Annotated in this window: 20 protein-coding genes; 13 read left to right on the top strand and 7 right to left on the bottom strand. The window is 43.4% G+C overall.

Annotated features, from left to right (window positions below):
• Window positions 1-70: 70 nt before the first annotated feature.
• The gene (locus tag MHN81_RS17350) at window positions 71-1,951 is read left to right on the top strand and encodes a methyl-accepting chemotaxis protein (protein WP_239426307.1); all 1,881 of its coding nucleotides are present in this window, start codon (window positions 71-73) and stop codon (window positions 1,949-1,951) included.
• A 78-nt stretch (window positions 1,952-2,029) separates the two neighbouring features.
• Here MHN81_RS17350 and MHN81_RS17345 read toward each other — a convergent pair whose 3' ends face one another.
• From MHN81_RS17345 to priA, 5 genes are all read right to left on the bottom strand, one after another.
• A complete protein-coding gene (locus MHN81_RS17345; RefSeq protein ID WP_239426306.1) occupies window positions 2,030-2,404 on the bottom strand; it encodes a gamma-butyrobetaine hydroxylase-like domain-containing protein in 375 nt (124 codons plus the stop codon).
• A gap of 36 nt (window positions 2,405-2,440) precedes the next feature.
• On the bottom strand, window positions 2,441-3,769 hold the full coding sequence (gene hslU / locus MHN81_RS17340; RefSeq protein WP_023398437.1) for an HslU--HslV peptidase ATPase subunit: 1,329 nt from the start codon (window positions 3,767-3,769) through the stop codon (window positions 2,441-2,443).
• 11 nt (window positions 3,770-3,780) lie between these two features.
• On the bottom strand, window positions 3,781-4,299 hold the full coding sequence (gene hslV / locus MHN81_RS17335) for an ATP-dependent protease subunit HslV (RefSeq protein ID WP_023398436.1): 519 nt from the start codon (window positions 4,297-4,299) through the stop codon (window positions 3,781-3,783).
• Window positions 4,300-4,374: 75 nt separating this feature from the next.
• Window positions 4,375-4,914 carry an SPOR domain-containing protein gene (locus MHN81_RS17330; protein ID WP_023398435.1) on the bottom strand — a complete coding sequence of 180 codons (540 nt, stop codon included), beginning with the start codon at window positions 4,912-4,914 and terminating at the stop codon, window positions 4,375-4,377.
• Between the two features lie 6 nt (window positions 4,915-4,920).
• Window positions 4,921-7,092: a primosomal protein N' gene (gene priA, locus MHN81_RS17325; protein ID WP_239426305.1), complete on the bottom strand. Its 2,172-nt coding sequence runs from the start codon at window positions 7,090-7,092 to the stop codon at window positions 4,921-4,923.
• Window positions 7,093-7,346: 254 nt separating this feature from the next.
• Between priA and rpmE the strand changes: the two genes are divergently transcribed.
• Both rpmE and MHN81_RS17315 read left to right on the top strand, forming a co-directional pair.
• Window positions 7,347-7,562, top strand: a complete 216-nt coding sequence (rpmE, locus tag MHN81_RS17320; RefSeq protein ID WP_023398433.1) for a 50S ribosomal protein L31 — start codon at window positions 7,347-7,349, stop codon at window positions 7,560-7,562.
• A 615-nt stretch (window positions 7,563-8,177) separates the two neighbouring features.
• A complete protein-coding gene (locus MHN81_RS17315; RefSeq protein ID WP_023398432.1) occupies window positions 8,178-9,419 on the top strand; it encodes a malic enzyme-like NAD(P)-binding protein in 1,242 nt (413 codons plus the stop codon).
• Window positions 9,420-9,515: 96 nt separating this feature from the next.
• On the opposite strand, the gene metJ is transcribed toward MHN81_RS17315, so the two are convergent.
• Window positions 9,516-9,836: a met regulon transcriptional regulator MetJ gene (gene metJ, locus MHN81_RS17310; protein WP_023397680.1), complete on the bottom strand. Its 321-nt coding sequence runs from the start codon at window positions 9,834-9,836 to the stop codon at window positions 9,516-9,518.
• A gap of 328 nt (window positions 9,837-10,164) precedes the next feature.
• On the opposite strand from metJ, the gene metB reads away from it, so the two are divergent.
• Both metB and metL read left to right on the top strand, forming a co-directional pair.
• Window positions 10,165-11,388, top strand: a complete 1,224-nt coding sequence (gene metB, locus MHN81_RS17305) for a cystathionine gamma-synthase (RefSeq protein WP_239426304.1) — start codon at window positions 10,165-10,167, stop codon at window positions 11,386-11,388.
• Between the two features lie 4 nt (window positions 11,389-11,392).
• Window positions 11,393-13,741: a bifunctional aspartate kinase/homoserine dehydrogenase II gene (gene metL, locus MHN81_RS17300; protein WP_239426303.1), complete on the top strand. Its 2,349-nt coding sequence runs from the start codon at window positions 11,393-11,395 to the stop codon at window positions 13,739-13,741.
• Between the two features lie 76 nt (window positions 13,742-13,817).
• Here metL and MHN81_RS17295 read toward each other — a convergent pair whose 3' ends face one another.
• The gene (locus MHN81_RS17295) at window positions 13,818-16,265 is read right to left on the bottom strand and encodes a penicillin-binding protein 1A (RefSeq protein WP_239426302.1); all 2,448 of its coding nucleotides are present in this window, start codon (window positions 16,263-16,265) and stop codon (window positions 13,818-13,820) included.
• Between the two features lie 226 nt (window positions 16,266-16,491).
• On the opposite strand from MHN81_RS17295, the gene MHN81_RS17290 reads away from it, so the two are divergent.
• The 8 genes from MHN81_RS17290 to MHN81_RS17255 all read left to right on the top strand — a co-directional run bounded on the left by MHN81_RS17290 (window position 16,492) and on the right by MHN81_RS17255 (window position 24,556).
• Entirely contained in the window at window positions 16,492-17,571 is a 1,080-nt protein-coding gene (locus tag MHN81_RS17290) for a pilus assembly protein PilM (RefSeq protein ID WP_023397684.1), read from the top strand.
• A complete protein-coding gene (locus tag MHN81_RS17285) occupies window positions 17,559-18,161 on the top strand; it encodes a PilN domain-containing protein (RefSeq protein WP_023397685.1) in 603 nt (200 codons plus the stop codon). The genes MHN81_RS17290 and MHN81_RS17285 overlap by 13 nt, the downstream gene beginning before the upstream one ends.
• Window positions 18,158-18,763 (top strand): type 4a pilus biogenesis protein PilO, encoded by a 606-nt coding sequence (locus MHN81_RS17280; RefSeq protein WP_023397686.1) that lies wholly within the window; start codon window positions 18,158-18,160, stop codon window positions 18,761-18,763. Before MHN81_RS17285 ends, MHN81_RS17280 begins: the two co-directional genes overlap by 4 nt.
• Window positions 18,760-19,299, top strand: a complete 540-nt coding sequence (locus MHN81_RS17275) for a pilus assembly protein PilP (RefSeq protein WP_023397687.1) — start codon at window positions 18,760-18,762, stop codon at window positions 19,297-19,299. The genes MHN81_RS17280 and MHN81_RS17275 overlap by 4 nt, the downstream gene beginning before the upstream one ends.
• Window positions 19,300-19,317: 18 nt before the next feature.
• Window positions 19,318-21,351 (top strand): type IV pilus secretin PilQ family protein, encoded by a 2,034-nt coding sequence (locus MHN81_RS17270; protein ID WP_023397688.1) that lies wholly within the window; start codon window positions 19,318-19,320, stop codon window positions 21,349-21,351.
• A 151-nt stretch (window positions 21,352-21,502) separates the two neighbouring features.
• Entirely contained in the window at window positions 21,503-22,021 is a 519-nt protein-coding gene (gene aroK, locus MHN81_RS17265) for a shikimate kinase AroK (protein ID WP_036975093.1), read from the top strand.
• A 28-nt stretch (window positions 22,022-22,049) separates the two neighbouring features.
• Window positions 22,050-23,120 carry a 3-dehydroquinate synthase gene (gene aroB, locus MHN81_RS17260; protein ID WP_023397690.1) on the top strand — a complete coding sequence of 357 codons (1,071 nt, stop codon included), beginning with the start codon at window positions 22,050-22,052 and terminating at the stop codon, window positions 23,118-23,120.
• Window positions 23,120-24,556, top strand: a complete 1,437-nt coding sequence (locus tag MHN81_RS17255) for an AAA family ATPase (RefSeq protein ID WP_239426301.1) — start codon at window positions 23,120-23,122, stop codon at window positions 24,554-24,556. The genes aroB and MHN81_RS17255 overlap by 1 nt, the downstream gene beginning before the upstream one ends.
• Window positions 24,557-24,570: the final 14 nt, after the last annotated feature.

Below are 24,570 nucleotides of genomic sequence, written 5' to 3'. Positions count from 1 at the left end.
AGATTCAATTTCAGCGCAAGGTGAGTTTGGCTATACTGTATTGCAGGTTCTGTAATAATTAGGTAACTGTATGGCTCTACTTGAAAATCTAACCATAAAAAGGCGTTTGCAGCTCAATGCTGTTGTTGTCGGTGTTGCTTTGCTGGTTATGCTAGCTGTGATCATCACTGAAGCCAATACAATGCGCCAGTTGAATGAGACCATTCAATACGCAGAAGAACTGGATGTTCATGAGTTGTCCATGCGAAAGTATGAGAAAAACTTTCTATTTTACAAAGATGTAGCGGCGCTGGAACAGTTTGAAAAGGAATATAAACAACTTAAGCAAAAAAAATCGCAACTTGAAGCTGTTTTTATCGACTTTGGCATCGATTTAGCGCAATTGAATCAGTTTGAACAGTTGGTTACCCAATATCACGCTGAATTTAATCGCGTTGTTGAATTACAAAAGACCATAGGCATGCACCCAAAAGATGCCCTATATGGTGAATTGCGAAAAGCGGTGCATGGTGTAGAAACGCTGCTAAAACAAAAAGAAGACTACAAGTTGCTGACGACCATGCTGCAACTCAGACGCGCAGAAAAAGATTTTATGCTGCGTCTAGATACCAAATATCTAGGTAAGTTTAATAAGCACATTGAGACGTTTGAGTCTCAGATCCATGCATCCAGTCATAGCCGCGCTTACCAGCAAGAGCTCATTGATTTACTCGGCGTGTATCAAGTCAAATTCAAAGGCTTGGTGGATGCACAGGTAACACTGGGTGTCGATTTAAATAGCGGTGCATTGGGCGATATGCGTACCGTGGTAAAGAAAAGCGATGCGGTGGTTGTCGCCATTGTTGAGCAGACCAAGCGTGAGATCGCAGAAAACGCAGAATTTGCCAAGTCGATTGCAATTCTAATTTTCTTTGCCGCAGCCGCCATTGTGATGGTATTGGTATGGTCGACCAGCCGATCTATTATTCGCCCTGTTGAGCGTGTTTATCAGACGATAGAGCGGATCAGACGAGAGAACAACCTCGGTATTTTGATTGAGCACAGTGGCAATGATGAAATTACCATCATGACACGCGACTTCAATAGCTTAATTGAAGACTTCAAAAACTTGATCGCAGATGTTCATCGCGCTTTAGTGACCATCAATGATGCCACATCACACCTTTCTGCGACCACAGCGCAAACCAGTGCTGGTATGAATGAGCAATTGCATGAGGCGGATATGGTGGCAACTGCAGCCACAGAAATGCAAGCGACGATTCAGGACATTTCGCACAATACGGAAGCCGCAGCGCAAAAAGCAGAATCGACGAATAACAATGCACAGCAAGGCCGCAGTGAAGTGACCTCTACCATAGATCACATTATGGCATTGTCTCACTCACTCAGTGGTGCCTCTGAAGTTGTTGGTCAGTTGGAGCGCGATGGTGAAACCATCGGTTCGGTACTTGATGTGATCAGAGGAATAGCCGAACAAACAAACCTGTTAGCACTGAATGCGGCGATTGAGGCAGCTCGAGCGGGCGAACAAGGCCGAGGTTTTGCAGTGGTTGCCGACGAAGTTAGATCCTTGGCACAGCGTACGCAAGACTCGACACAAGAGATCGAAAGTATCATTTCGACATTACAACAGCGTACCCAAGATGTTGTAAGTATTATGGAAGAGTGCCGAAGCCAAAGTAATGAGAGTGTTGAGCAAGCCGAACGTGCTGGAGAGCTTTTAGGTTTGATCACAGAAGATGTGCAAAACATTATGGATATGAGTACGCACATTGCAACTGCCATTGATGAACAGAATCAGGTTGCGTCAGAAGTAAATAAAAATGTCGTTAAAATCCGCGATATTGCGCAAGATGCATCTGAACACGCTGCTTCCAATGCGCAAAGTAGTGAAGAGCTGTCTGAACAGGCTCGGGCACTGCACAATGCCATTGATAAATATAAGGTGTGATAACTAAAGCGCGTCTAGAGGAGTTTAGGCGCTCTCTTGCAAACAGCATCCATGTGATGCTGTTTTTGTTTATAAGGCCTAAGGGACAAATTTAATCGGTACGCTGTCTTTGTTCTTATGGTGTTGCTGCACTTTTTCTTGATATTGTGCCCATAACACTTGGTGATTTGTACATAGCTTACGTAGGTACTGCCAACTAAATAAGCCGGAGTTGTGGCCATCGTCAAAACACAGCCTTACGGCATAATGCCCTACTGGCTCAATTGCGTTTAAGGTCACGTTTTGCTTGTTTAATACCAGTTGCGCTTGTTCAGGACTATGTCCTTGTACTTCCGCAGAAGGGGAGTGCGTACGTAAAAATTCTGTACTGAGCGTGACTTTCATGCCATCGTCAAAACTAATGTCGAGTTGTTTACTTAGTCGATGGTAATGGAGTTTGGTTACTTGATACATAAAAATTGGGTCAGCATCGCTGACCCAGTCTCCGAATTATAGAATGAAGCGGCTTAAGTCTTCATCTTGAACTAGCATATCAAGGTGCTGTTCAACGTATTTCGCATCAATTTTCAATGCTTGACCTGCTTTGTCTGAGGCATCGAAAGAGATCTCTTCCATCAGCTTTTCCATCACAGTATGTAGACGCCTTGCACCGATATTTTCAGTCTTTTCGTTTACTTGCCATGCAGCTTCTGCAATACGCTCAATCGCATCTTCAGTGAAATCGACAGTCACTTGCTCTGTTTGTAACAGCGCTTGCTGCTGCTCAGTGAGTGATGCATGAGGCTCAGTCAGAATACGCTTAAAGTCTTTTGCAGTCAGAGCTTCAAGCTCTACACGAATAGGTAAACGGCCTTGTAACTCAGGGATCAGATCAGAAGGCTTAGCCATTTGGAATGCACCAGAGGCAATAAACAAGATATGATCTGTTTTAACCATGCCGTGTTTTGTACTGACAGTAGAACCTTCAATTAAAGGTAATAGGTCACGTTGTACACCTTCGCGACTGACGTCAGGACCTGATGCTTCACCACGTTTACAGATTTTGTCGATTTCATCGACAAACACGATACCGTTTTGTTCGACGGCGAAGATAGCTTGCTCTTTTAACTCTTCAGGGTTTACTAACTTAGCGGCTTCTTCTTCGATGAGCAGCTTAAAGGCATCTTTAATTTTAAGCTTGCGACTCTTTTTCTTGTCGCCAGACAAGTTTTGGAACATGCCTTGTAGCTGGTTGGTCATTTCTTCCATACCAGGAGGCGCCATGATCTCAACTTGCGGTGATGTTTCCGCGATATCGATATCGATTTCTTTGTCGTCTAGTTGACCTTCGCGTAGCTTTTTACGGAACACTTGACGAGTTGAGCTATTTTCAGCTGGCTGTGCTTCACCCCATGCGTCTTTAGCAGGTGGTAATAGCGCGTCCAAAATGCGCTCTTCAGCAGCTTCTTCTGCACGGTGTTTGTGCTTTTTAGTCTGCTGCTCACGCGTTATTTTGAAAGAGACTTCAACTAGATCGCGGATAATGGTTTCAACTTCTTTACCCACATAGCCCACTTCTGTGAACTTGGTTGCTTCAACTTTGATAAATGGTGCGTTGGCAAGTTTAGCGAGTCGGCGTGCGATCTCAGTTTTACCTACACCTGTTGGGCCAATCATAAGAATGTTTTTAGGGGTAACTTCAGCGCGCAGATCGTCATTGAGTTGCATACGACGCCAGCGGTTTCGAAGAGCAATCGCAACTGCTTTTTTGGCTTTGTCTTGACCAATAATATGCTGGTCCAATTCATGAACGATTTCTCTAGGTGTCATTGCTGTCATGGATTTTCCTATTACAATTCTTCGATGGTCTGGAAGTTGTTTGTGAATACACAAATATCACCCGCAATTTTCAAGCTTTTCTCGACAATTTCGCGTGCACTCAAGTCGGTATTTTCAATCAGCGCTGTTGCAGCCGCTTGGGCGAAGTTACCGCCACTACCAATGGCAATAAGGTCATGTTCTGGCTGTACAACATCGCCGTTACCTGTGATGATCAGTGAAGCCGTTTCATCCGCTACAGCAAGCAGCGCTTCGAGCTTTCTGAGCGCGCGGTCTGTTCGCCAATCTTTGGCCATTTCAACAGCCGCACGAGTGAGATGCCCTTGGTGCATTTCCAATTTAGTTTCGAAACGCTCAAATAATGTAAATGCGTCGGCAGTACCACCGGCAAAACCTGCCAGTACTTTACCGTTATAAAGGCGACGCACTTTTTTGGCATTGCCTTTCATCACCGTATTGCCAAGAGACACTTGGCCGTCGCCACCGATAACAACTTTGTCATCACGACGAACGCTTACGATAGTAGTCATAGTATTCCTTAAAAGAGGCCTTTGCCTCGGATAATTATATCAATAAATGCTTAAATGAGGGCAGCTAGGCTAATTTCAAGTCCAGCCCCAAATTCCGCAGTCAACGATTTTGATGCGCTGCAATCTATTTTTATCGCTTTCAGCATCGCGCTTTTTGTCATAGGGCCCTAAACGCACACGGTACCAAACACCGTTACTCCCTTCAGTGCGGCGAATTTCAGATAAGAGGCCTGCAAAGGCGATGCGCGCTTTGCGCTTTTCCGCTTGTTCATAGGTTCTGAAAGAGCCACACTGCATTTGAAATGGACCCCGTGATTTAATGACTTTAACCTCAGCTTCCACTTTCGCTCTTTTCATATCATCGATGAACGGAGGTGGACGAGGCAGCTCTTTTTTATTTTCAACCACAGCAGCAGGTTCTGCCGGTGTTTGTGCCTGTTGGACTTTGGCAGGATCAGCATGCTCTTTGATAAACCACAAGCCATAGGCGAACCCCCCAATCAGCAGCAGTGCGAATGCCGCGAGGACTTTCGGAAAAGGTTTCTGCGTTTTAGGTTGTTGTTTCTTTTGTCCCTTTTTCTTCGGGGTTTTGTTTATATAATCGTGTTGTGCCATATCAGTTTAATAGGTATCCATAGGATCAACATCAATATTCCAGCGCACCCGTGTGGCAAGTTTGTGGCTGCTTATATATTCCTTAAGTTGCATGAGATATTGATGCAAAACATTGCGTTGCGTTGCCTGTATATGTAATTGATAACGGTACTTTCCCGCTAGGCGCTCCATGGGCGCAGGGATCGGACCTAGCAATTGTATACCAGAGAATGGCTGCGCTGGAACCAAATCGGATAAAAATGTCATGACAAGGTGCGCGGAAGTTGCTTCTGCTCTGACCAACGCGAGGTGCGTGTAGGGTGGAAGCATTGTCTCTTGGCGTTCAGTGAGTGCGTAGCGCGCAAAGTCTTGATAGCCATTGTTGACTAAATCTTGTAGCAGTGGGTGTTCGGGAAAGTGAGTCTGTAGTATCACAGTGCCAGGCTCTCCACTTCTACCTGCTCGACCTGCCACTTGGGTTATCAATTGGGCCATGTGTTCGGTTGCTCTAAAGTCACTTGAATATAATCCACTGTCGACATCCAAAATGACCACGAGCGCAACATCGGGAAAGTGGTGACCTTTCGCCAGCATTTGTGTGCCGATCAGCACTTGAGCCCCACCTTGGTGGATCTGCTCAAGGGCACTTTCTAAGCTGCCTTTCCTTCTGGTTGAATCTCTGTCAATACGACAGATAGGGACGTCCTCAAATTGAGCAGCGATAAACTCTTCCAGTTGCTCTGTACCAAGTCCTGTGGGCATAATTTGCGTACTACCACAATCAGGGCATTGGTGAGGAACAAATTGCTGTTCACCGCAGTGGTGGCACACCAAGCGCTGCATTGATTTGTGATAGGTGGCGCTGGTACTACAGTGTTGACAGTCACTTATCCAAGCACACTCATGGCAAATTAATGTCGGCGCGAAACCTCGGCGATTTAGAAAGATCATTGCCTGCTTACCCATTGCCAGAGTACGTTCAATTGCTTTTAAACTTGTGCTGGCGAAACCACCTTGCGTTTGTTGGGCTTTCATATCGACAAGTAAAAATTGATTGTCTTGACTGGTTTGCGCACGTTTACTTAGTGTCAGCAGTTGAAACTTGTTGTCGAGTGCTTTTTTCAGGGTTTCCAGCGCGGGTGTTGCTGTCCCTAAAAGCAGCGAACACTGTGCTTGGTGAGCACGGTAAGCGGCCAAATCTCGAGCGTGGTAGCGCAAACTATCTTGTTGTTTAAACGAGTGATCATGCTCTTCATCAACGATGATCATAGCGAGGGATCGAAACGGTAAAAAAATACTAGAGCGAGTGCCAATTACAAGCGCTGTGGTGGCTTGCTGAGCACGACGCCACGTATGCAAGCGCTCGTTATCAGTGAGATTCGAATGCCATAGATCAACCGGAAGGCCTGGAAAGCGACGCTTGAATCGATTGACCGTTTGCGGGGTTAGACCGATTTCGGGTACCAACACTAAAGCTTGTTTTCCTGCATTGAGTACTTTTTCTAAGCACTGCAAATACACTTCGGTTTTACCGCTGCCTGTGATCCCCTCAATTAAAAACGTGCGAAAACCATCGGTATGATTTACTGCACTGCAAGCGGTTGCTTGTTCTTCATTTAAAATGGGTTTAGTACCGATAGATAGAGGTTGGTTTTGCCAAGAAGTATCTGGACGAAGTTCTTCACAGATGAGCTTTTTTTCCAGCAAGCCTTTTATTTGTGCTTGTGTAAAGCCCAAGGTTTTGAGTTCACTGTGTGTCGCATCCCCGGCACTGCGCAATTGTTCTAGTAAGGCAAGTTGCTTTTTAGCTCTTAATTGTGTGGTTTCTCGTCCCGCGTCGGTGAGTGTTAAAAAGGGGAGCTGCGTTTTGTCTACATTATGGCCGTCACGCAGTGCGCCTGGCAATGCGGTAAATATTGTCTCACCGAATGGGTAGCAATAATATTGACTAGCAAAAAGTAAAAAATTCAAATGAGCACTATCTAGAATGGGTGTACTGTCAATGACAGATTCAAGCGGCTTAATTTTATTTTCAGGGACGTCACTGTGTTTTTTTAACTCGGTGACGACAGCGACACAACGCCGGTTGGCAAATTTGACCCAAACTCGACCGCCGACACAAGGGGTCATGGAGGATTGGTAGGTGTAATCAAAAGTCTTGTGTAAAGGGACTTTTATTGCGACAGCTGCAAATGGCATGTGCTCTCCAAGTGATCCGCCTATTGCGTAAAAGTAAGAATGCGAAGTGCCAGAGTATACCTCATCACTTTCTACTTGTGAGGGTAAATTCCGGATAGCAAACAGGAATAATAAAAATCTAGTTAGATACTAATTTATTGCTTGTAGTTTGAGCATGAAAGTCCTAAAATACGCGTCCAATTTATTTGTATAACGACGTATGGTGCCAAACTTCGGGTTTGGAGAGCGATACGGCCTTAAATTAGAGGTTTCCTATGAAAGAAGGTATTCATCCTAAGTACGAGACGATCTCAGCAACTTGTTCTTGTGGTAACAAATTCGAGACGCGTTCAACACTTTGTAAAGACATTCACCTAGACGTATGTTCTTCTTGCCACCCGTTCTACACTGGTAAGCAGAAGATCCTTGATACTGGTGGTCGTGTTGATCGCTTCAACAAGCGCTTCGGTGCGCTATCTGCTAAGCGTTAATCAGTGCTTAGTAAGTGAAAGAAAGCACCTACGGGTGCTTTTTTCGTTCTACCACTTGTTTCCCTCATTCCAGCGATCCCATAACTCCTACCAATAAAAATAATGTGCAATTTGGTATTGTATTAAAAAGTTGCCATATTTGTTCTATAGCATGTGTCTAACTAAACTGTTTAATTGGCACAACTCTAATGTGTTTTTTGCACTGAAATTATGAAGCAAAATGTGAGATGTGTGTTTAAAACTGTCTTTGTTTTGAATAGTTATGCTTATTTAATTTTTAATTAAAGTTAGTTAAATTCATCTAAATGTCACTAAATGTAGTTATTTTCTTTTAACTGTATGGTTTTGTTAGTGAATTGATTCTTGTTCGTTATATATGGTTTTTTTGCATATAAATTAACCTTTCATGGCCAAGAAATGCGGATGTTACCGTTAATTTATTGCTGTAAATTTTGATGAAAAGTAGCTTAAAAGTCGCTAAATACCAAAAAATATCGTCTAACAGGATAGACCTGATAGTGCTTGAATTAATTTTCAAAAGAGGTATTGTTGAAAGCAGTTAGCGAATTTTTATCTCACTCTCACTTTTAACTTCTCGTAGGAAAAAATCGCGTCATGTCAGATTTACGTGAAAAAGCATTACATTACCACGCTCACCCCGTCCCAGGTAAAATCAGTGTTGAACTGACAAAACCTGCTGAATCCGTCAAAGATCTTGCCTTAGCTTATAGCCCAGGTGTTGCAGAGCCGGTGCGCGAAATTGCAGCAGATCCTGCTAATGCATACCGATACACAGGTAAAGGCAACATGGTTGCTGTTATCAGTAACGGTACTGCTATTTTAGGTCTGGGTAACCTAGGACCTTTGGCGTCTAAACCTGTAATGGAAGGTAAAGCGCTTTTATTCAAGCGATTTGCAGGTCTAGATTCGATTGATATCGAAGTAAAACACCGCACGACCGAAGACTTTATCAACACAGTTGCAAATATTGCAGACACGTTTGGCGGTATTAATTTAGAAGACATAAAAGCGCCAGAATGTTTTGAAATTGAAAAAGCTTTAATTGAGCGTTGTGATGTTCCTGTTTTTCACGATGATCAGCATGGTACGGCTATCGTAACTGCTGCTGGGATGTTAAATGCTTTGGAAATCCAAGGTAAAGACATCAAAGAGGCGATCATTGTTTGTTTGGGTGCTGGTGCAGCCGCAATCGCTTGTATGGAACTGCTAATAAAGTGTGGTGCTCAACGCGAACACATTTACATGTTAGACCGCAAAGGTGTTATTCATACTCGTCGTGATGACTTAAATGAGTATAAAACGCTATTTGCTAATAACACAGATAAGCGCACGCTGCAGGATGTTATTGCTGAGGCCGACGTATTTGTTGGTGTATCAGGCCCTGATCTGCTTTCACCAGAGGACCTTAAACTGATGGCTAATAAGCCAGTGGTTTTTGCTTGTTCGAACCCAGATCCAGAGATTAGCCCTGAAGTGGCACATGGTGCTCGTGACGATTTAATCATGGCGACAGGCCGCTCTGACTATCCAAACCAAGTTAATAACGTGCTGTGCTTTCCGTTTATTTTCCGCGGTGCATTAGATGTACGCGCTACTGCTATCAATGATGAAATGAAAATTGCGGCGGTAGAAGCTATTCGAAGTATTGCAAAAGAGCCTGTACCGGAAGAAGTATTGGTTGCAGCAGAAGTAGAAAGCTTAGAATTTGGCTCAGAGTACATCATTCCAAAGCCTATGGATCCACGTTTACTACCTCGTATTGCAAAAGCAGTTGCACAAGCTGCAATTGACTCAGGTGTTGCACAGATTGAACTACCTGAAAATTACATGGCATAAATTTTACAGCTAAGTCTTGAATGAGGCTTAGTGTGTATTACGTGATATAAAAAAGCCTCACATTCGTGAGGCTTTTTTATACTTAAAAGGAACTTATTATTCTTCGTTTATCTCAGGGATATCCAATCCCATTTTTTCCATAATCTCGCGAACTTCTGCTGGGATCTTTTCTGGATTATCTTTTCTTAAGTCTTCGTCATTTGGCAAAGGCTGGCCAGTAAACGCATGTAAAAACGCTTCACACAATAATTCACTATTTGTCGCATGGCGCAGGTTGTTGACCTGTCGACGAGTCCGTTCATCTGTCAGTACTTTAAGTACATTCAAAGGAATTGAAACAGTGATTTTTTTCACCTGTTCTGATTTTTTACCGTGTTCTGCATATGGGTGAACATATTCACCGTTCCATTTAGCCATAATTGTGTACTTGCCTCAGTGTTTACCTTGAATGTGAATAAGACTGGATTTTGTTTGCTGAGTGCACTGCTGACGGTTTGTACTATATACCAAGCTAATCGCTGTGTACTGTACAGGAAATTGGCAGAATACTCGGTCTTTTGCCATATTAGGTCAAAGATTCAGTCTTATTGGCATCCTTTATCGCTTTCGTGGCGAAATTTTATCGGTTTGAATAAGATAGTCAAATACTAGTTATTTAGCCATATAGAAGTATAAATGTTTTGACATCTCACAATTGTTCATCTAACCTTTTAGACGTCTAAACATCCAAGTATCTAGGTGACCTATGAGCCAAAGTAACAAGTCAACGATTGCCGTGAGAAATGGCATAGATGCAGATAAGCATCATGGTGCAGTTGTGCCTCCTTTATATCTCTCTACGACCTATTCTTTTGCTGATTTTGATAAAAAGCGGGATTATGATTATGGTCGCAGTGGCAACCCAAATCGAGATATTTTAGCCGATACACTCACTCAGCTAGAAGGTGGCGAAAAAGGCATTATTACCGCAACTGGCATGGCAGCGGTTCACCTTGTGACACAGTTATTAAACCATGACGATACTTTGGTGATCCCGCATGACTGCTATGGTGGTAGTTATCGATTATTTACCTCTTTAGAAAAGCGTGGCTTATTAAAAGTAGAAGTACTTGATTTAACTCAGCCTGAGAGTCTGCAAAAAATTGCGGATATTGCACCTAAGATCGTTTGGATAGAAACTCCGAGTAATCCAATATTAAGACTGACAGATATTGAAGCGGTAGTGGCAGCAGCGCACGGTTGTGGCGCTTTGGTCGCTGCGGACAATACATTTTTGTCACCAGCGCTGCAAAACCCTATTGCCTTTGGTGTGGATATTGTTGTGCACTCTACGACTAAGTTTATCAATGGTCACTCAGATGTTGTTGGTGGAGCTGTCATTGCTCGCACGCAAGAATTGGGTGAAGAACTTGCTTGGTGGGCAAACAATATCGGCATTACAGGCTCTCCTTTTGACAGCTATTTAACACTGCGTGGGCTTAGAACTTTAAAAGTGCGCTTAAAGCAGCATGAGCACAATGCGCTGGCGATAGCTCAGTATTTAGAGTCTTCTCCATACGTTGAACAAGTTTATTATCCTGGTTTGGCTTCTCATCCACAGCATGCGCTCGCTAAAAAGCAGCAGCATGGATTTGGCGGCATGGTGAGTTTTGACATCAAAGGGGGTCTAAAAGATTCGGCTGCATTTTTAACTTCTTTATCCCAATTTTCGCTAGCTGAATCTTTGGGTGGTGTAGAGAGTTTGATTTGTCACCCAGCTACGATGACCCATGCAGGCATGGATCCGCAGGCTAGACTTGAAGCGGGCGTAGGCGATACGTTAATCCGAATTTCCGTTGGAATTGAAGACGTTGAGGATTTGTTAGCAGATCTTGAGCAAGCGTTTAAAAAGGTGTACAGTCCTGTAAGCGGTAATTCTGACGATGCCAAAGACTTTAAATTATCCCCTGCACATACGGTTTTATGGTAACAATATGACAAAAGTAGTACACAAATTTGGCGGCTCTAGCCTTAGTTCTGCAGCGCGCTATCAAGCGGTTGCTAATATCATTTTAGGCCAATGCCAAAGAGGTGATTGTGTCGTTGTGTCAGCGGCGGGTAAAACCACAAATACGCTTGTGAAGTTATGGCAAAGTTATTTACAAAAAGATGACAATGCCTTTAATGACATTTTATTGCAGGTGGAAAACCATCAAAATCAACTGCTGACAGAGTTGTTTACAAGTCAGCAGGCAAATACTCTGTTAGAAAAATTAAAAGATGAATTACAGAGCATTGCAAAGGCGGCAGCAGATCTTAACTTGCATGAAGCATCGTTATTGGCACATGGTGAAGTATGGTCTGCACGTCTGTTAGCACATTTATTGTCGACATTAAATGTCAGTGCGCTTGATGTGGATGCGAGAAGCTTATTTACCCAGCATCAAGGTCAATTATTACATGCACAGAATAAACAAGCGTGTATCGAACAATTAAGTGGCGATAAAATTCACATAATGACTGGGTTTATTGCCTCAGACTGTGATGGTAATACCATTACTCTGGGCCGCAATGGCAGTGATTATAGCGCAACCCTGTTGGCTAATTATATTGATGCGCAGGCAGTATCAATTTGGACAGATACCCATGGTGTGTTCAGCACCGATCCGCGTAAAGTTAGTTCAGCAATTAAATACCCTAAGGTTTGTAGAGCGCAAGCGAATCTGCTAGCTCGTTTGGGTAATCCAGTACTGCATGCAAAAACGTTATCACCACTGAAAGATACCAACATTAAACTTCAAGTGCGTAGCAGTTATGACCCTGAGGCCGTAGGCACGGAAATTGTTAAACAAGGTTATAGCAAAGATAAGCGGTTTATAACCACATTCGAGGAACTCGATTTAATTCGAATTGAAGGACTTGCTACAGGTGAGGTGCGGACCTTAAGCCAATTAATACAACATAGTATTCACCACTTTAGCAAAGGTGGTGAAGATTATCTCTTAGTGCCGAGCAATGACACCCATGCCGTAGCTAGCCACTTGCAAGGCAGGGGGAATATCGTTGAGTCTCACTTGAGAGGATTGGCAATTGTGGCACCGAGCCATGAAACACATCAGTTAACTCAGCAAGTGGCTGCGGTTTTAGAGCAGCAAGATGTGGTGGTGCGTTTTACACACAGTGACGGGCGTTATGCATTATTTTTGACAGATCAATCTATCGATAGCGATGTGCTCGCTATTTTACATGACAAGGTCGTCAATAAAGGTCGAGAATTAGCTGTGATCATCGCGGGCCTTGGCAATGTGGGCGAAGTGTTCGTTGAGCAATGTCAAAAGCAAGTTGAAAAGTTACAGGCAAACTTTGATCTCAAGATTGTAGCTTTGGTTCGCTCTAAAGAAATGTTGTTTTGCCCAAGTGGTATCAATATTCAAAACTGGCAACAGCAATGGCGAAGCGAAGCACAAAGCTATCAGCAGTCAGATCTGCTGGAGCGTATCGGTGAACTAGACTACGAGCACAAAGTGGTGATTGATATTACAGCCAGTGATGCTTTTAGCGATATGTATCCGAGTTTTGTGGCACATGACTGTCATTTGATAAGTGCCAACAAATATGCTGGGACGGCAGCACAAGCTTGGTATGGAAAACTACTTGAGCAATTACAAGAGCGCAACTTACACTGGCGTTATAATACGAGTGTTGGTGCCGGGTTACCGATCAATTTTGCATTGGCTGATTTACAAAATAGCGGTGATGCGGTGACGCGCATAGAGGGGGTGTTCTCCGGAACTCTGTCTTGGTTGTGTAGTAGTTTTGACGGCTCTAAACCTTTTTCTGATTTGGTGATAGAAGCGCAGGGCATGGGCTATACCGAACCGGATCCGAGAGAAGACTTATCAGGTCGAGATATGCAGCGTAAATTGCTTATTTTGGCCAGAGATTTAGGGCTTGAATTAGATGTTGAAGATATTGCACTAGAACCGTTGATGCCGGAGCATTTGGCGGCAGGTGATTGGGATTCTTTTCTCGCTAAGCGTCAGGACTTAGATGCATTCTATCAGTCTCGTTATGAGCAGTCGCAATCTGAAGGTAAGGCGCTGCGTTATACTGGGGCTTTAGATATCGATGAGCAAGGTGAGGTTAGCGCTAAAGTTGGTATCGCCTATGTTGAGGCTGGCAGTGCAATTGCGAATTTAACCCCTGGTGACAATATTTTTGTGATCACCAGCCAGTGGTATGAAAGTAACCCGTTAGTGATCCAAGGTCCGGGCGCTGGTAAAGAGGTGACTGCAGCGGGGATCCACTCTGATTTATATTGGTTAACACAGAAGCTCAAATAATAGAGTTGTTTACTTAAACGATATTTTGCCAATTTAAAAGGCCATGCACTGCATGGCCTTTTTGTTTTTCTGTTGTCTAAAATAATTCTTCTGACGCTGGCAGGCTATCATCAAAAGGTGTGCTACTGCCTGAATCTAAAACATATTTTGTCGGGGCGGTTCCTCGTTCAAAATACTCAAAGCGGCTGGTGTAGTCATTTTTTTCACTCAGTAGACCCGTTTTTAAATCAATACGTATTGATACAAGCCCAGGTGGCGGTTCAATGGGCGCCAATGGTTCTTGTTTGAGCGCATGGCGCATAAAGCTCACCCAGGCAGGCTGCGCCGTCGTAGCACCTGCTTCTCCACCCACAATCTGCTTTTTGCCCAAGTTAGTATTGTAAGCCGCGCGACCGAGTGGTTTGCTGGCATCATCAAACCCAACCCAAACTGTGGTAAGTATATTTTGGTTAAATCCGGTAAACCACGTATCAACGGCATTGTTTGTTGTACCGGTTTTGCCCGCTAAGTCTTTTCGCTTCAGTGTCTGAGCTCGCCAACCTGTGCCGGTCCAACCTGTTTTATGTCGCCAACTGCCGCCGCCCCAGATAGCGCTTTTCAAGGCATCGGCGACTAAAAAGGCATTTTTTTCCGAAATGATCCTGGGTGCGCATGTATATGGATCGGCTTCCAGTGCTTCTTCACTGCATACACGCAATGGACTTGCCGTGCCTAATTCATTGCCAAACGCATCGGTTAACCTGTCAATAAAATATGGTTCAATCAAATGCCCACCATTGGCAAATGCACTCATTCCTCTTGCCATTTCAAGGGGGGTCATCGCAGCACTACCTAAGGCGAGAGATTCGCTACGTACCACATCTTCGTCACTAAATCCGAACTTGAGAATGTGATCTGCAGTGTTATTTAATCCTACGCCACGCATTAAGCGGATTGACACAACATTTTTAGATTGCGCCAATGCTCTTCGAATACGAATTGGGCCACTGTATACATCCGGGCTGTTTTTAGGTCGCCAAGCCACGCCTAGACTGTTATCCCAGTGATTGATAGGCGCATCATTAATGATTGTAGCAAGGGTATAGTCACCTTCTAAGGCTGCGGAGTAGATAAAAGGCTTAATGTTTGACCCAACTTGGCGCTTTGCTTGAACTGCCCGATTGTATTGGCTTTGCTTAAAGCTGTAACCACCCACAAGCGCTTTGATTTGACCGCTTTGAGGGTCAAGAGACACGAGTGCACTGGCCGGTTGTGGAAGTTGACTGAGAACCCATTTTTGTTCGACTTGACGCACCCATATTTGCATACCGGGAGCGAGAATATCGCTGGCAACTTTTGGCGCTCTACCCTGACGTCGCTCTGTGATATATGCCCTAGCCCAATTCATTGCGGCCCAGTCAAGCGTGACGGTGTTGCCCGAAGGCATAACAACGGAGGCTGTTTGCTCTTCTAGTGCCGTTACCACAGCAGCATGAAGTGGCGCGATAGCTTTCACTTTTTTCAGTCGTGCGGTGATCTGCTGTGTTGTCCACGGCGTCTCTTCCGGTTGCCAATATCGGGCATTGGGTCCTCTGAAGCCATGACGTTTATCATAGTCGTGTAAATTGTTGATGAGTGCTTGTTGCGCTGCAGCTTGGTCGGCTGCATCGACAGTGGTATAGACCCTGAAACCTGAATTATAGGCAGTGTCAGTACCATACTTTTCAACCATGTATGCGCGCACCATTTCTGAAATATACGGGGCGTATAGCTCTATTTCGGCACCATGTCGTTTTGCTGTAATTGGCGCATTAATAGCGGCATGGTATTCGGCTTGTGTAATGTATTTCTCGGCAAGCATTCTGCCCAATACCACATTTCGTCTCGCTTTGGCTCGGGTGGGGTTGCGTATCGGGTTTAGTGCTGAGGGGGCTTTTGGTAGACCAGCGATCATGGCCATTTGAGGTAAGGTCAACTCATTGAGTTCTTTACCATAGTAAACTTGTGCAGCAGCCCCAATACCAAATGAGCGGTGGCCTAATTCGATTTTGTTGAGGTAGAGCTCGAAAATTTCATCTTTACTCAACAATCGTTCAATATGCAATGCAATAAAGATTTCTTTGACTTTACGTATATAAGCCTTTTCTCGGGTCAAGAAGAAATTTCTTGCAAGCTGCATGGTGATGGTACTTGCCCCCTGCTTTTTCTGCCCTGTGCTAACTAAGACAATAAACGAACGCACAATCCCAATAGGATCAATACCAAAGTGCTCGTAAAAACGATTGTCTTCGGTCGCCAAGAATGCATTGAGCATAGGCTCTGGGACATCAGTGATTTTAACTGGTATACGGCGTTTTTCACCAAATTGATTGATGAGTTTTCCGTCGCGTGTAAAGACCTGCATTGGAGTTTGTAGCTGAACATCTTTGAGTACTTTGACGCTGGGAATATCGGATTTCACATAGAAATACAAGCCGATTAGAATCAGTACGCCAAAAAGGCCAAAAACGAAAACAGTCTGTAATAATCTTTTTAATAAATTCACGAATTTATCCCTAGTGAGACTCCCAATTGCAAGTGGACGCTGTTAGTATATCCTGATTAAAAAACGATTAATAACTTTTGCGTAAATTCTTCAACCCGAACAGGTGTTAAATAATGCACCGTTGTTGTTTGGTAAGTATAATGCATAATACTTAAGGCGTATCAAATGTTAACTTCTAACCGAGAGCGCCAAAATAACGACTAATTTAAATACTTGGGTAAATTGCATGTTCGATCAAATATTTAAAAAGCACGCACCAATGATGGTTGGAGTAGATATTGGCTCACACTGTGTAAAAGCCGTGTTGCTAGCCGAGTCCAGTGCAGGTTACCGAGTCGAAGCTGTCGCGATAGAGCCTTTACCAAAAGGTGCAATGAAAGAGCGCGCTATTCAAGATATCGAAGCAATTGGTCGTGTTATCGCTAAACTAAAAAAGCGTCTTCCCAAAGGCACACAGTTTGCGTCGGTTGCTGTATCTGGTCAAACAGTCATCACGAAAATGATTTTTATGGATGTTTCGTTAACTGATGCTGAACTAGAGTCTCAAATTGCAATTGAAGCGGATAGCTTGATCCCATATCCACTGGATGAAGTCAGTTTGGACTTCGAAAAGCTGTCAGTAAATGAAGCGGATCCATCAAAAGTGAATGTACTGCTGTCTGCTGCTCGAACAGAAAGTGTGCAGGCCCGGGTTGGTGCACTCGAAGAGTCTGGGCTCAAAGCCAAGGTGGTTGATGTTGAAAGCTATGCCTTGGCACGCTCAGTGGATGTGCTCTATGAGCAATTGCCTTCAGATGCATATGACAAAGTTGTCGGGATTATTGATATCGGTGCGGTTGTTACCTTGATTAGTGTGGTACAGTCGGGCAAAACTTTGTATACAAGAGACCAAGTTTTCGGCGGTGAACAATATACTAACAGCATTGTTGCTTACTATAATAAAACTTTTGATGAAGCTGAACTTGCAAAAACAACAGGTGATCTTCCTCCAAACTATACTTTTGAAGTACTAGCGCCATTTCAAACTTCTCTCTTACAGCAAATAAGGAGAGCGCTGCAAATGTTTATGACCACCAGTGGGCATGACCAAGTGGACTACATTATTTTAACTGGTGGAACTGCACTCGTTGAAGGCTTGGACAGACTACTAGTTGATGAGTTGGGTGTGCATAGCATTATTGGGGATCCATTTGCGAATATGGAAATTGCTCCTAAAGTAGATAGAAGTGTACTTAACCGCCATAGTGCGCAATTCTCGATAGCGACGGGACTGGCATTGAGGAGCTTTTCTGCATGCCACATATAAATCTACTCCCTTGGCGAGAGCAGCAACGACAGGCATCACAACAAAAGTTTTTGACAATTTTAGCCGTCATTGTCGCGACCAGTTTGGCACTTATGTATCTAATGGGCACGTTTTATGATGGCCTAAGACAGGGTCAGGAAATAAAAAATCGTTACCTCCAAGGTGAAATAGCTAAATTAGATGAGCGGATTGGCGAGATTGAAGGACTGAATAAACAAAAAGAAAATTTGCAGCGCAGAATTCGATTAATCGAAGTATTACAAAGCAACCGAAACTTAGGTACTCAGATTATTGATGAAGTGGCTCGGGTAGTGCCAGCTGGTGTTTATCTGACAAGCTTGGAGCGCACTGAAGATATGATTAAAGTTGTCGGGCGCAGTGAATCTAATAATCGTTTATCGCAAATGCTTCGCGCAGTGGAGTCATCTTACTTATTAGAAAAACCGGTTATTCAAGGCATCGTGGCAGGCAGTAATGACGACAGGTTACTGAGTGATTTTATGATGCACTTTTACGTTAAATCTTTTGAACAGATGGAGCTTGAGCGTCAACAAAATAGCAGCGCCGAATCAGGAGTACCTAAATCGTGAAGCTTGATATCAAAGCATTGCAAGAAATCGACTGGAATGAAGTTGAGCTAGATAATATAGGTGAGTGGCCACTACCCGTTAAAATCATCTGTTGTTCGCTGGTTGTATTGGTGATGCTGATTATTGGTTACACTATGTTGGTTTCAACGTCGATAGACAGGTACGAATCGGCAGTAAGCAAAGAACAAGAGCTACGTAAGAATTACCGCATCAAGTATGGCCGAGCAAATAATTTAGAGTTGTATCGACAGCAAATGTTGGATATGGAAGACCAATTTTCCCAATTGCTTAGAAAATTGCCGACTTCTAATGAAACTCCCGGCTTATTGGATGATTTAACCTATGTGGGTACTTCCAGTGGTTTAACCTTTTTAAAAATAGGTTGGTTGCCAGAAGTTAAAAAAGAATTTTATACAGAACTGCCAATAAATCTTGAAGTTGTCGGTACTTACCATGAATTTGGCGAATTCGTCAGTAAAGTTGCGCAGCTACCTCGAATAGTGAGCTTGCATGATTTTAGAATTGAAAACGCGGGAAATAACGCATTGGTTTTTGGTGTGGTCGCCAAAACCTATCGATATGAGCAAGGAGAGAGTCAATGATTCGGCTTGCGCCAACCTTGCTCACTTTACTGCTTATTGCCGGATGCAATGATGATACCGCAGAACAAAAAGAGTTTATTGATCGGGTCCAAGCCAGTGCAACGCCTTATATAGAGCCAATTCCTGAAATGATGAGCTTTGAACATTTCCAATATCAGGCATCTGATCTGCGAAGTCCTTTTGTTGCCCCGCAGCCTGAGGTGATTGAGAGTCGGTTAGTACAAATTAAAAATTGTCTTCATCCTGATCCCGAAAGACTGAGAGATCCACTGGAAAAATACCCATTGGACAACCTTATTATGAAAGGCATAATTGCAACAGAAGTAACAACTTGGGCATTGATCAAAGCGGCTGACCAAGGTTTGTATAGGATCCGAGAGGGGCAATATATGGGGCTCTATCATGGCGAAGTAGTAGGTGTGCACTCTGATAGAATTGAGTTAATGGAGCTTATCCCTGACGGTACTGGTTGTTGGAAAGAGCGACTCACAACAGTTGAGATGCCTGAAGCTGAAGAAATGGGCGCGAGTGAATAATAAAAAGGTGATACGACTATGACGCGCAACCTAGCAAATAGTTTTGCGAAAACATTAATTGGCGGTGCATTTTTAGGAGCTTCTATGCTCTCTCATGCTATCCCCATGCTCTATGATGTACGTTACAACCCAATTGCCTCGGGAGAGACTGAATTACAGTTGGTGTTCGATGAGCAGCTTGAAACCGAGCCTCAAGTACAAGTTTTGAGTGAACCAGCGCGATTGGAACTGTTTTTTGTCGGTGCGGAATTCGAAGAAAGCCTCAAGGAATTGGCAATTAACAAAGCTGGGATCCGAGCAATTAAAAGTAATATGGAGTCTGACGGCTTTAAAATTACTATCATGTTGGAAGAGCTAAAGTTATATAAGACAACGGTCAAAAATAACTTGGTGTATCTGCAGGTGTCAGATCAACCAATTCCAGACGAGAGTTCAGTTGAGCAAGCAAGTCAATATATTAATGGGATTCAGAGTATTGACTTTAAACGCACCTCAGAGGGGGCGGCACAGATCCTCGCATTTTTAGATTCGGCGCAAAGTGCAATAGATGTGCAACAAGTGGGTGATAAGATCATCGCTGATTTCCATCATATAAGTATTCCGGATGAACATTTATATGAGTTGGACGTAACAGACTTTGGCACAGTCGTTGGTAAAATTGAAACGTTCCGAGAAGATACTAAAACGCGAATAGTGATTGAGCCAAATTCTGCGTTTAAATTCAACTATCAGCAGCTAGAAAATATTTTCACTTTGACAGTTGAGAAAGACAGTAATGAATTTCAATTTGGTGAAAGCAAATCCTATCAGGGACAGCCTATCACCTTAAACTTTCAAGATATCCCGGTTCGCTCTGTGTTACAGATAATTGCGGATACCAATAATTTTAACTTGGTAACCAGTGACTCTGTATCGGGTAATATTACGTTGCGCTTAGATGGTGTTCCGTGGGATCAAGCGCTAGATGTGGTGTTACGGGTTAAAGGCCTTGATAAACGCATGGAAGGCTCTATCTTGATGGTTGCACCTTCTGAGGAGTTGAGTGCGCGAGAAGCAAAAGAGTTGCAAGCGAGAAAACAAGTAGAGGAACTAGAGCCTTTGTATACTGAATATATTCAGTTGAACTATGCAAAGGCACAAGAGTTTTCCGACTTGCTTAAAACTGACGTAAACTCAATTATCAGTTTACGTGGTAGCGTCTCTGTCGATGCGAGAACAAATACATTATTAATTAAAGATACCGCACGTAGTATCGAAAGTATCAGGCGGATGGTTGAGAAACTCGATGTACCTGTCAAACAGGTACGTATTGAGTCTCGTATGGTGACCGTGACGGATAATATTCAAGAAGATTTGGGGATCCGTTGGGGATTTAGCGATCAGCAGGGCAATGATGCATTATCTGGTAATTTAACTGCTGCTGATTTACTGTCTGGCGGGACGATCCCGGGACTGGAAGATAGATTGAATGTGAATTTACCCGCGCCTGCTACTGCTGCGAGTGTTGGTATGCACATTGCCAAGCTGTCTGACGGCACGTTAATAGACTTAGAGTTGTCGGCACTTGAGCAAGAAAATAAAGGTGAAATCATTGCCACGCCGAGTATCACAACGGCCAACCAGAAAACGGCCCGAATAGAGCAAGGTACCGAGATCCCCTTTGTTGAAGCGTCCTCTAGTGGGGCAACGTCTGTTGAATTTAAAAAGGCCGTGTTAAGTTTGGAAGTAACACCGCAAATTACACCAGATAATAAAATTATTTTAGATTTAATTATCACTCAAGATACGCGAGGTGATACAGTACAAACCGCCAATGGTCCTGCTGTGGCAATTAACACCCAACAAATCCAGACCCAAGTGTTGGTCGACAACGGCCAAACTGTTGTTCTGGGCGGTATTTACCAACAAGAAACAACAAATGCGGTGAGTAAAGTACCACTTCTTGGAGATGTGCCGTATCTTGGGGTGTTGTTTAGAAACACCAAAGAGATTAATGAAAAGAGAGAGTTATTGATTTTTGTCACGCCCAGAATTATGAATGACAATTTGTAATGGTGACAAATTAACAAATAAAGGCGGATTTTACGCCTTTTGACTTGAAATGTTGAATAGAATACTGAGATAATCCCCTCCTTAATTTTGGGGCCAGGTCGTTAGGCGGGGTTTTATTTCAAATTTTAGAGTTCGTTTGTACTAAATAGATATGGCTGAGAAACGTAATATATTTCTAGTAGGCCCTATGGGGGCTGGTAAAAGCACAATTGGTCGTCACATTGCCGATCAGTTACACCTTGAGTTTTTTGATTCGGATCAGGAAATAGAGCGCCGCACGGGTGCTGATATTGCTTGGGTCTTTGATATCGAAGGAGAAGAAGGTTTTCGTAAGCGTGAAGAAACTGTAATTTCAGACTTAACTGAGAAGCAGGGTATCGTACTGGCGACAGGCGGTGGTTCGGTGATCAGTAAAGAAGTGCGCAACAAACTGTCAGCTCGTGGGATTGTAGTATATTTAGAAACACCCATTGAAAAACAAGTGGCTCGAACACAGCGAGATAAGCGCCGTCCTTTATTGCAGACTGGTGAAGACTCAAGAAAAATTTTAGAAGATTTGGCTGAGCAACGAAACCACTTATATAGCGAAGTGGCTGACATTGTTGTACGCACTGATGAGCAAAGTGCCAAAGTAGTAGCAAATCAAATTATCGATAAATTAGATTTTTAATTGCCAATATAAAAAGGAGGGTGTAGTGATGCTTGAATTGAATGTGGATTTAAACGAGCGGAGCTATCCCATCTATATTGGAGAAAATCTACTATCGGACAAAGGGCGATTAATTGAACACGTAGGTCAAAGTCGCCCTGTGATCATTAGCAATGAAACAGTTGCACCTCTTTATCTCGAAGTCATTGAATCTCAACTCAGCGACTTATCTCCACTACACTTTGTTATTCCAGATGGCGAACAGTACAAATCCTTAGATTGGTTTGAGAAAATCTGCGCCTTCCTACTCGAAAATAACTGTGGCAGAGATACTTGTTTAATCGCCTTAGGCGGCGGTGTTATCGGAGATTTAACTGGGTTTGTTGCGTCAGCATACCAACGTGGTGTGCCATTCATTCAGATACCAACAACATTACTTTCTCAGGTAGATTCATCTGTGGGTGGTAAAACGGCAGTTAATCACCCTCTTGGGAAAAACATGATTGGTGCGTTTTATCAACCTAAAGCCGTTTTTATCGATACCAACTCGTTAAATACTTTGCCCGCACGGGAGTTTTCTGCCGGCATGGCTGAGGTGATAAAATATGGTCTTATCTATGATGCTGATTTTCTAACAAAGTTAGAAAGTGATGCGACCCAATTAAAATCGCTCAATACTGAGAGCCTTAATCAAATTATTTATCGCTGCTGTGAAATCAAAGCAGAAATTGTTGCTAAAGATGAAAAAGAAGCGGGTTTGCGTGCATTGCTTAATTTGGGACACACCTTTGGCCACGCTATAGAGGCGCAAATGGGTTATGGCAATTGGCTGCATGGTGAAGCGGTTGCGGCGGGCATTGCACTGGCCATGGAGCTTGGGCAACAGCGAGGTGACATTAACAAAGCAGAAGTAACACGTGTTCGCAACTTGCTGGCTCAATATGATTTGCCAACTTCACCCCCAACAGAAATGACGTCTGAGCAGTTTATTCACCATATGCGCAAAGACAAGAAAAATAAAAAAGGTAAAATCAGATTTATAGTACCAACTTCGCTAGGTGTATGTGAGCTGGTAGATGACGTGTCTGATGCTAATGTAGGTCATTTAATAGGGCAGTAATGCAGTCTCAAATATTGCCAAGCCGTTCTGCCTTGGTCGATAGAATTGCAATGCAATTTGAATATGGGCAGAGCTTAATTTGTCTGGTCGGCAATTCAGGCTTGGGTAAAAGCTATTTGGCTGAAAGCTTTATAACAGATAAATACAGTGATTTTTCGAAAGCCTTTATTCAATTAAGTGCACACACCAAAGATGTCGATATTGTTCGACAGCTGATGGAGCACACTTTTCGAGCGCCTCTGGTAGATCAAAAACTTTCACTGACGGAAAATTTTTTCGTTTTAAACAGCGAGCAACCAGCAGAGCCGTGTTTATGGGTACTTGATGGTGCAAGACACCTCAGTGATGAACTGATCCAGGAGCTGCAAAATCTCGCAGTAAGAGCGCCAAACACCCTTTACATATTAGTCACTGCACAAGCACCCAATATGTTGCCGAATGCATTGGATATTCATTTGGAGCCGCTGTCGCATGCTGAATCCAAGCAATTGATGAAAATGTTTTTTACGCAGTTGCCGCCTGATGATGATCCTATATTTAAAACATTCTTAACCGAAGCTCGGGGCAACCCAAGTGTACTGCTTGATTGGCAACAAGAAGAGCAGCAGCTTGATTTAAGAGCGGGTTTGCAGCCAAGGTTGAAACAAAAGCACTTTTTTATTGCTGCCTTTTCACTGATCCTCACTTTGTGTTTGGTAGCTGCTTTGTACAATAAGCAGTTACTTGATCTATTAGGAACAAAGCAAGAAATAGCGAAGCAACAGACCGCTATTTTATCTGAGCCGACTGTGCTTGAGGCAGAGCATGTGCTTGAAGCAAAGCAAGTGCAACCAGAAGTTGAGGCGGTATCTAAGTCTGCTCAAAGCGAACTTGAGGTACAAAATAAGCCAGAGCAAGAACAAGTCTCAGCTGTATTGAATGCATTGTTATCAGCGCCGTCGAGCAGTGTAACTAATAGTGAAGTGGCAGTCGATACTATGCAGCGCAGTGAAACTAGTGCCACAGAGCTCGGTCCTGAACTTGGCGAGCAAGATGTAGCGCAAGTTGTTACAGCATTACAGCCGAACAAACGCGCAGAGACTCAAACAGAAGCAAGCGCTCAAGTAGTGTCTGAAAATACCGATCACAGAGTAGATATATCTTATGATAATCAGTGGTTTTTATTAAGATCTGATACGGAGTGGAGCATTCAGTTGTTGGCTGTGACGGAAAGAAAAGTGGCCGATGATTTCATTGCTAAACATGCTTTGCCTAACATTAAAGTGGCTGAAGTGAACAGAAATGGCAAGGTTTGGTGGTTTGTTACTTTGGCACCTTTTGCTCAGCTAGATGACGCTAAATTGGCTCGAGGTAATTTAAATGCTGAATTATTGGCTGCTAAGCCCTTTTTTAAACGGATCTCCCAAATAAAGCAGCAAATCCAACAGTCACAGTAAAAAAAATAGTGTAA

Origin of the sequence: Pseudoalteromonas sp. Of7M-16 (assembly GCF_022347805.1) — a bacterium.
Lineage (GTDB): Bacteria > Pseudomonadota > Gammaproteobacteria > Enterobacterales > Alteromonadaceae > Pseudoalteromonas > Pseudoalteromonas luteoviolacea_F.
This window is presented reverse-complemented; position numbering and strand designations above follow the sequence as displayed.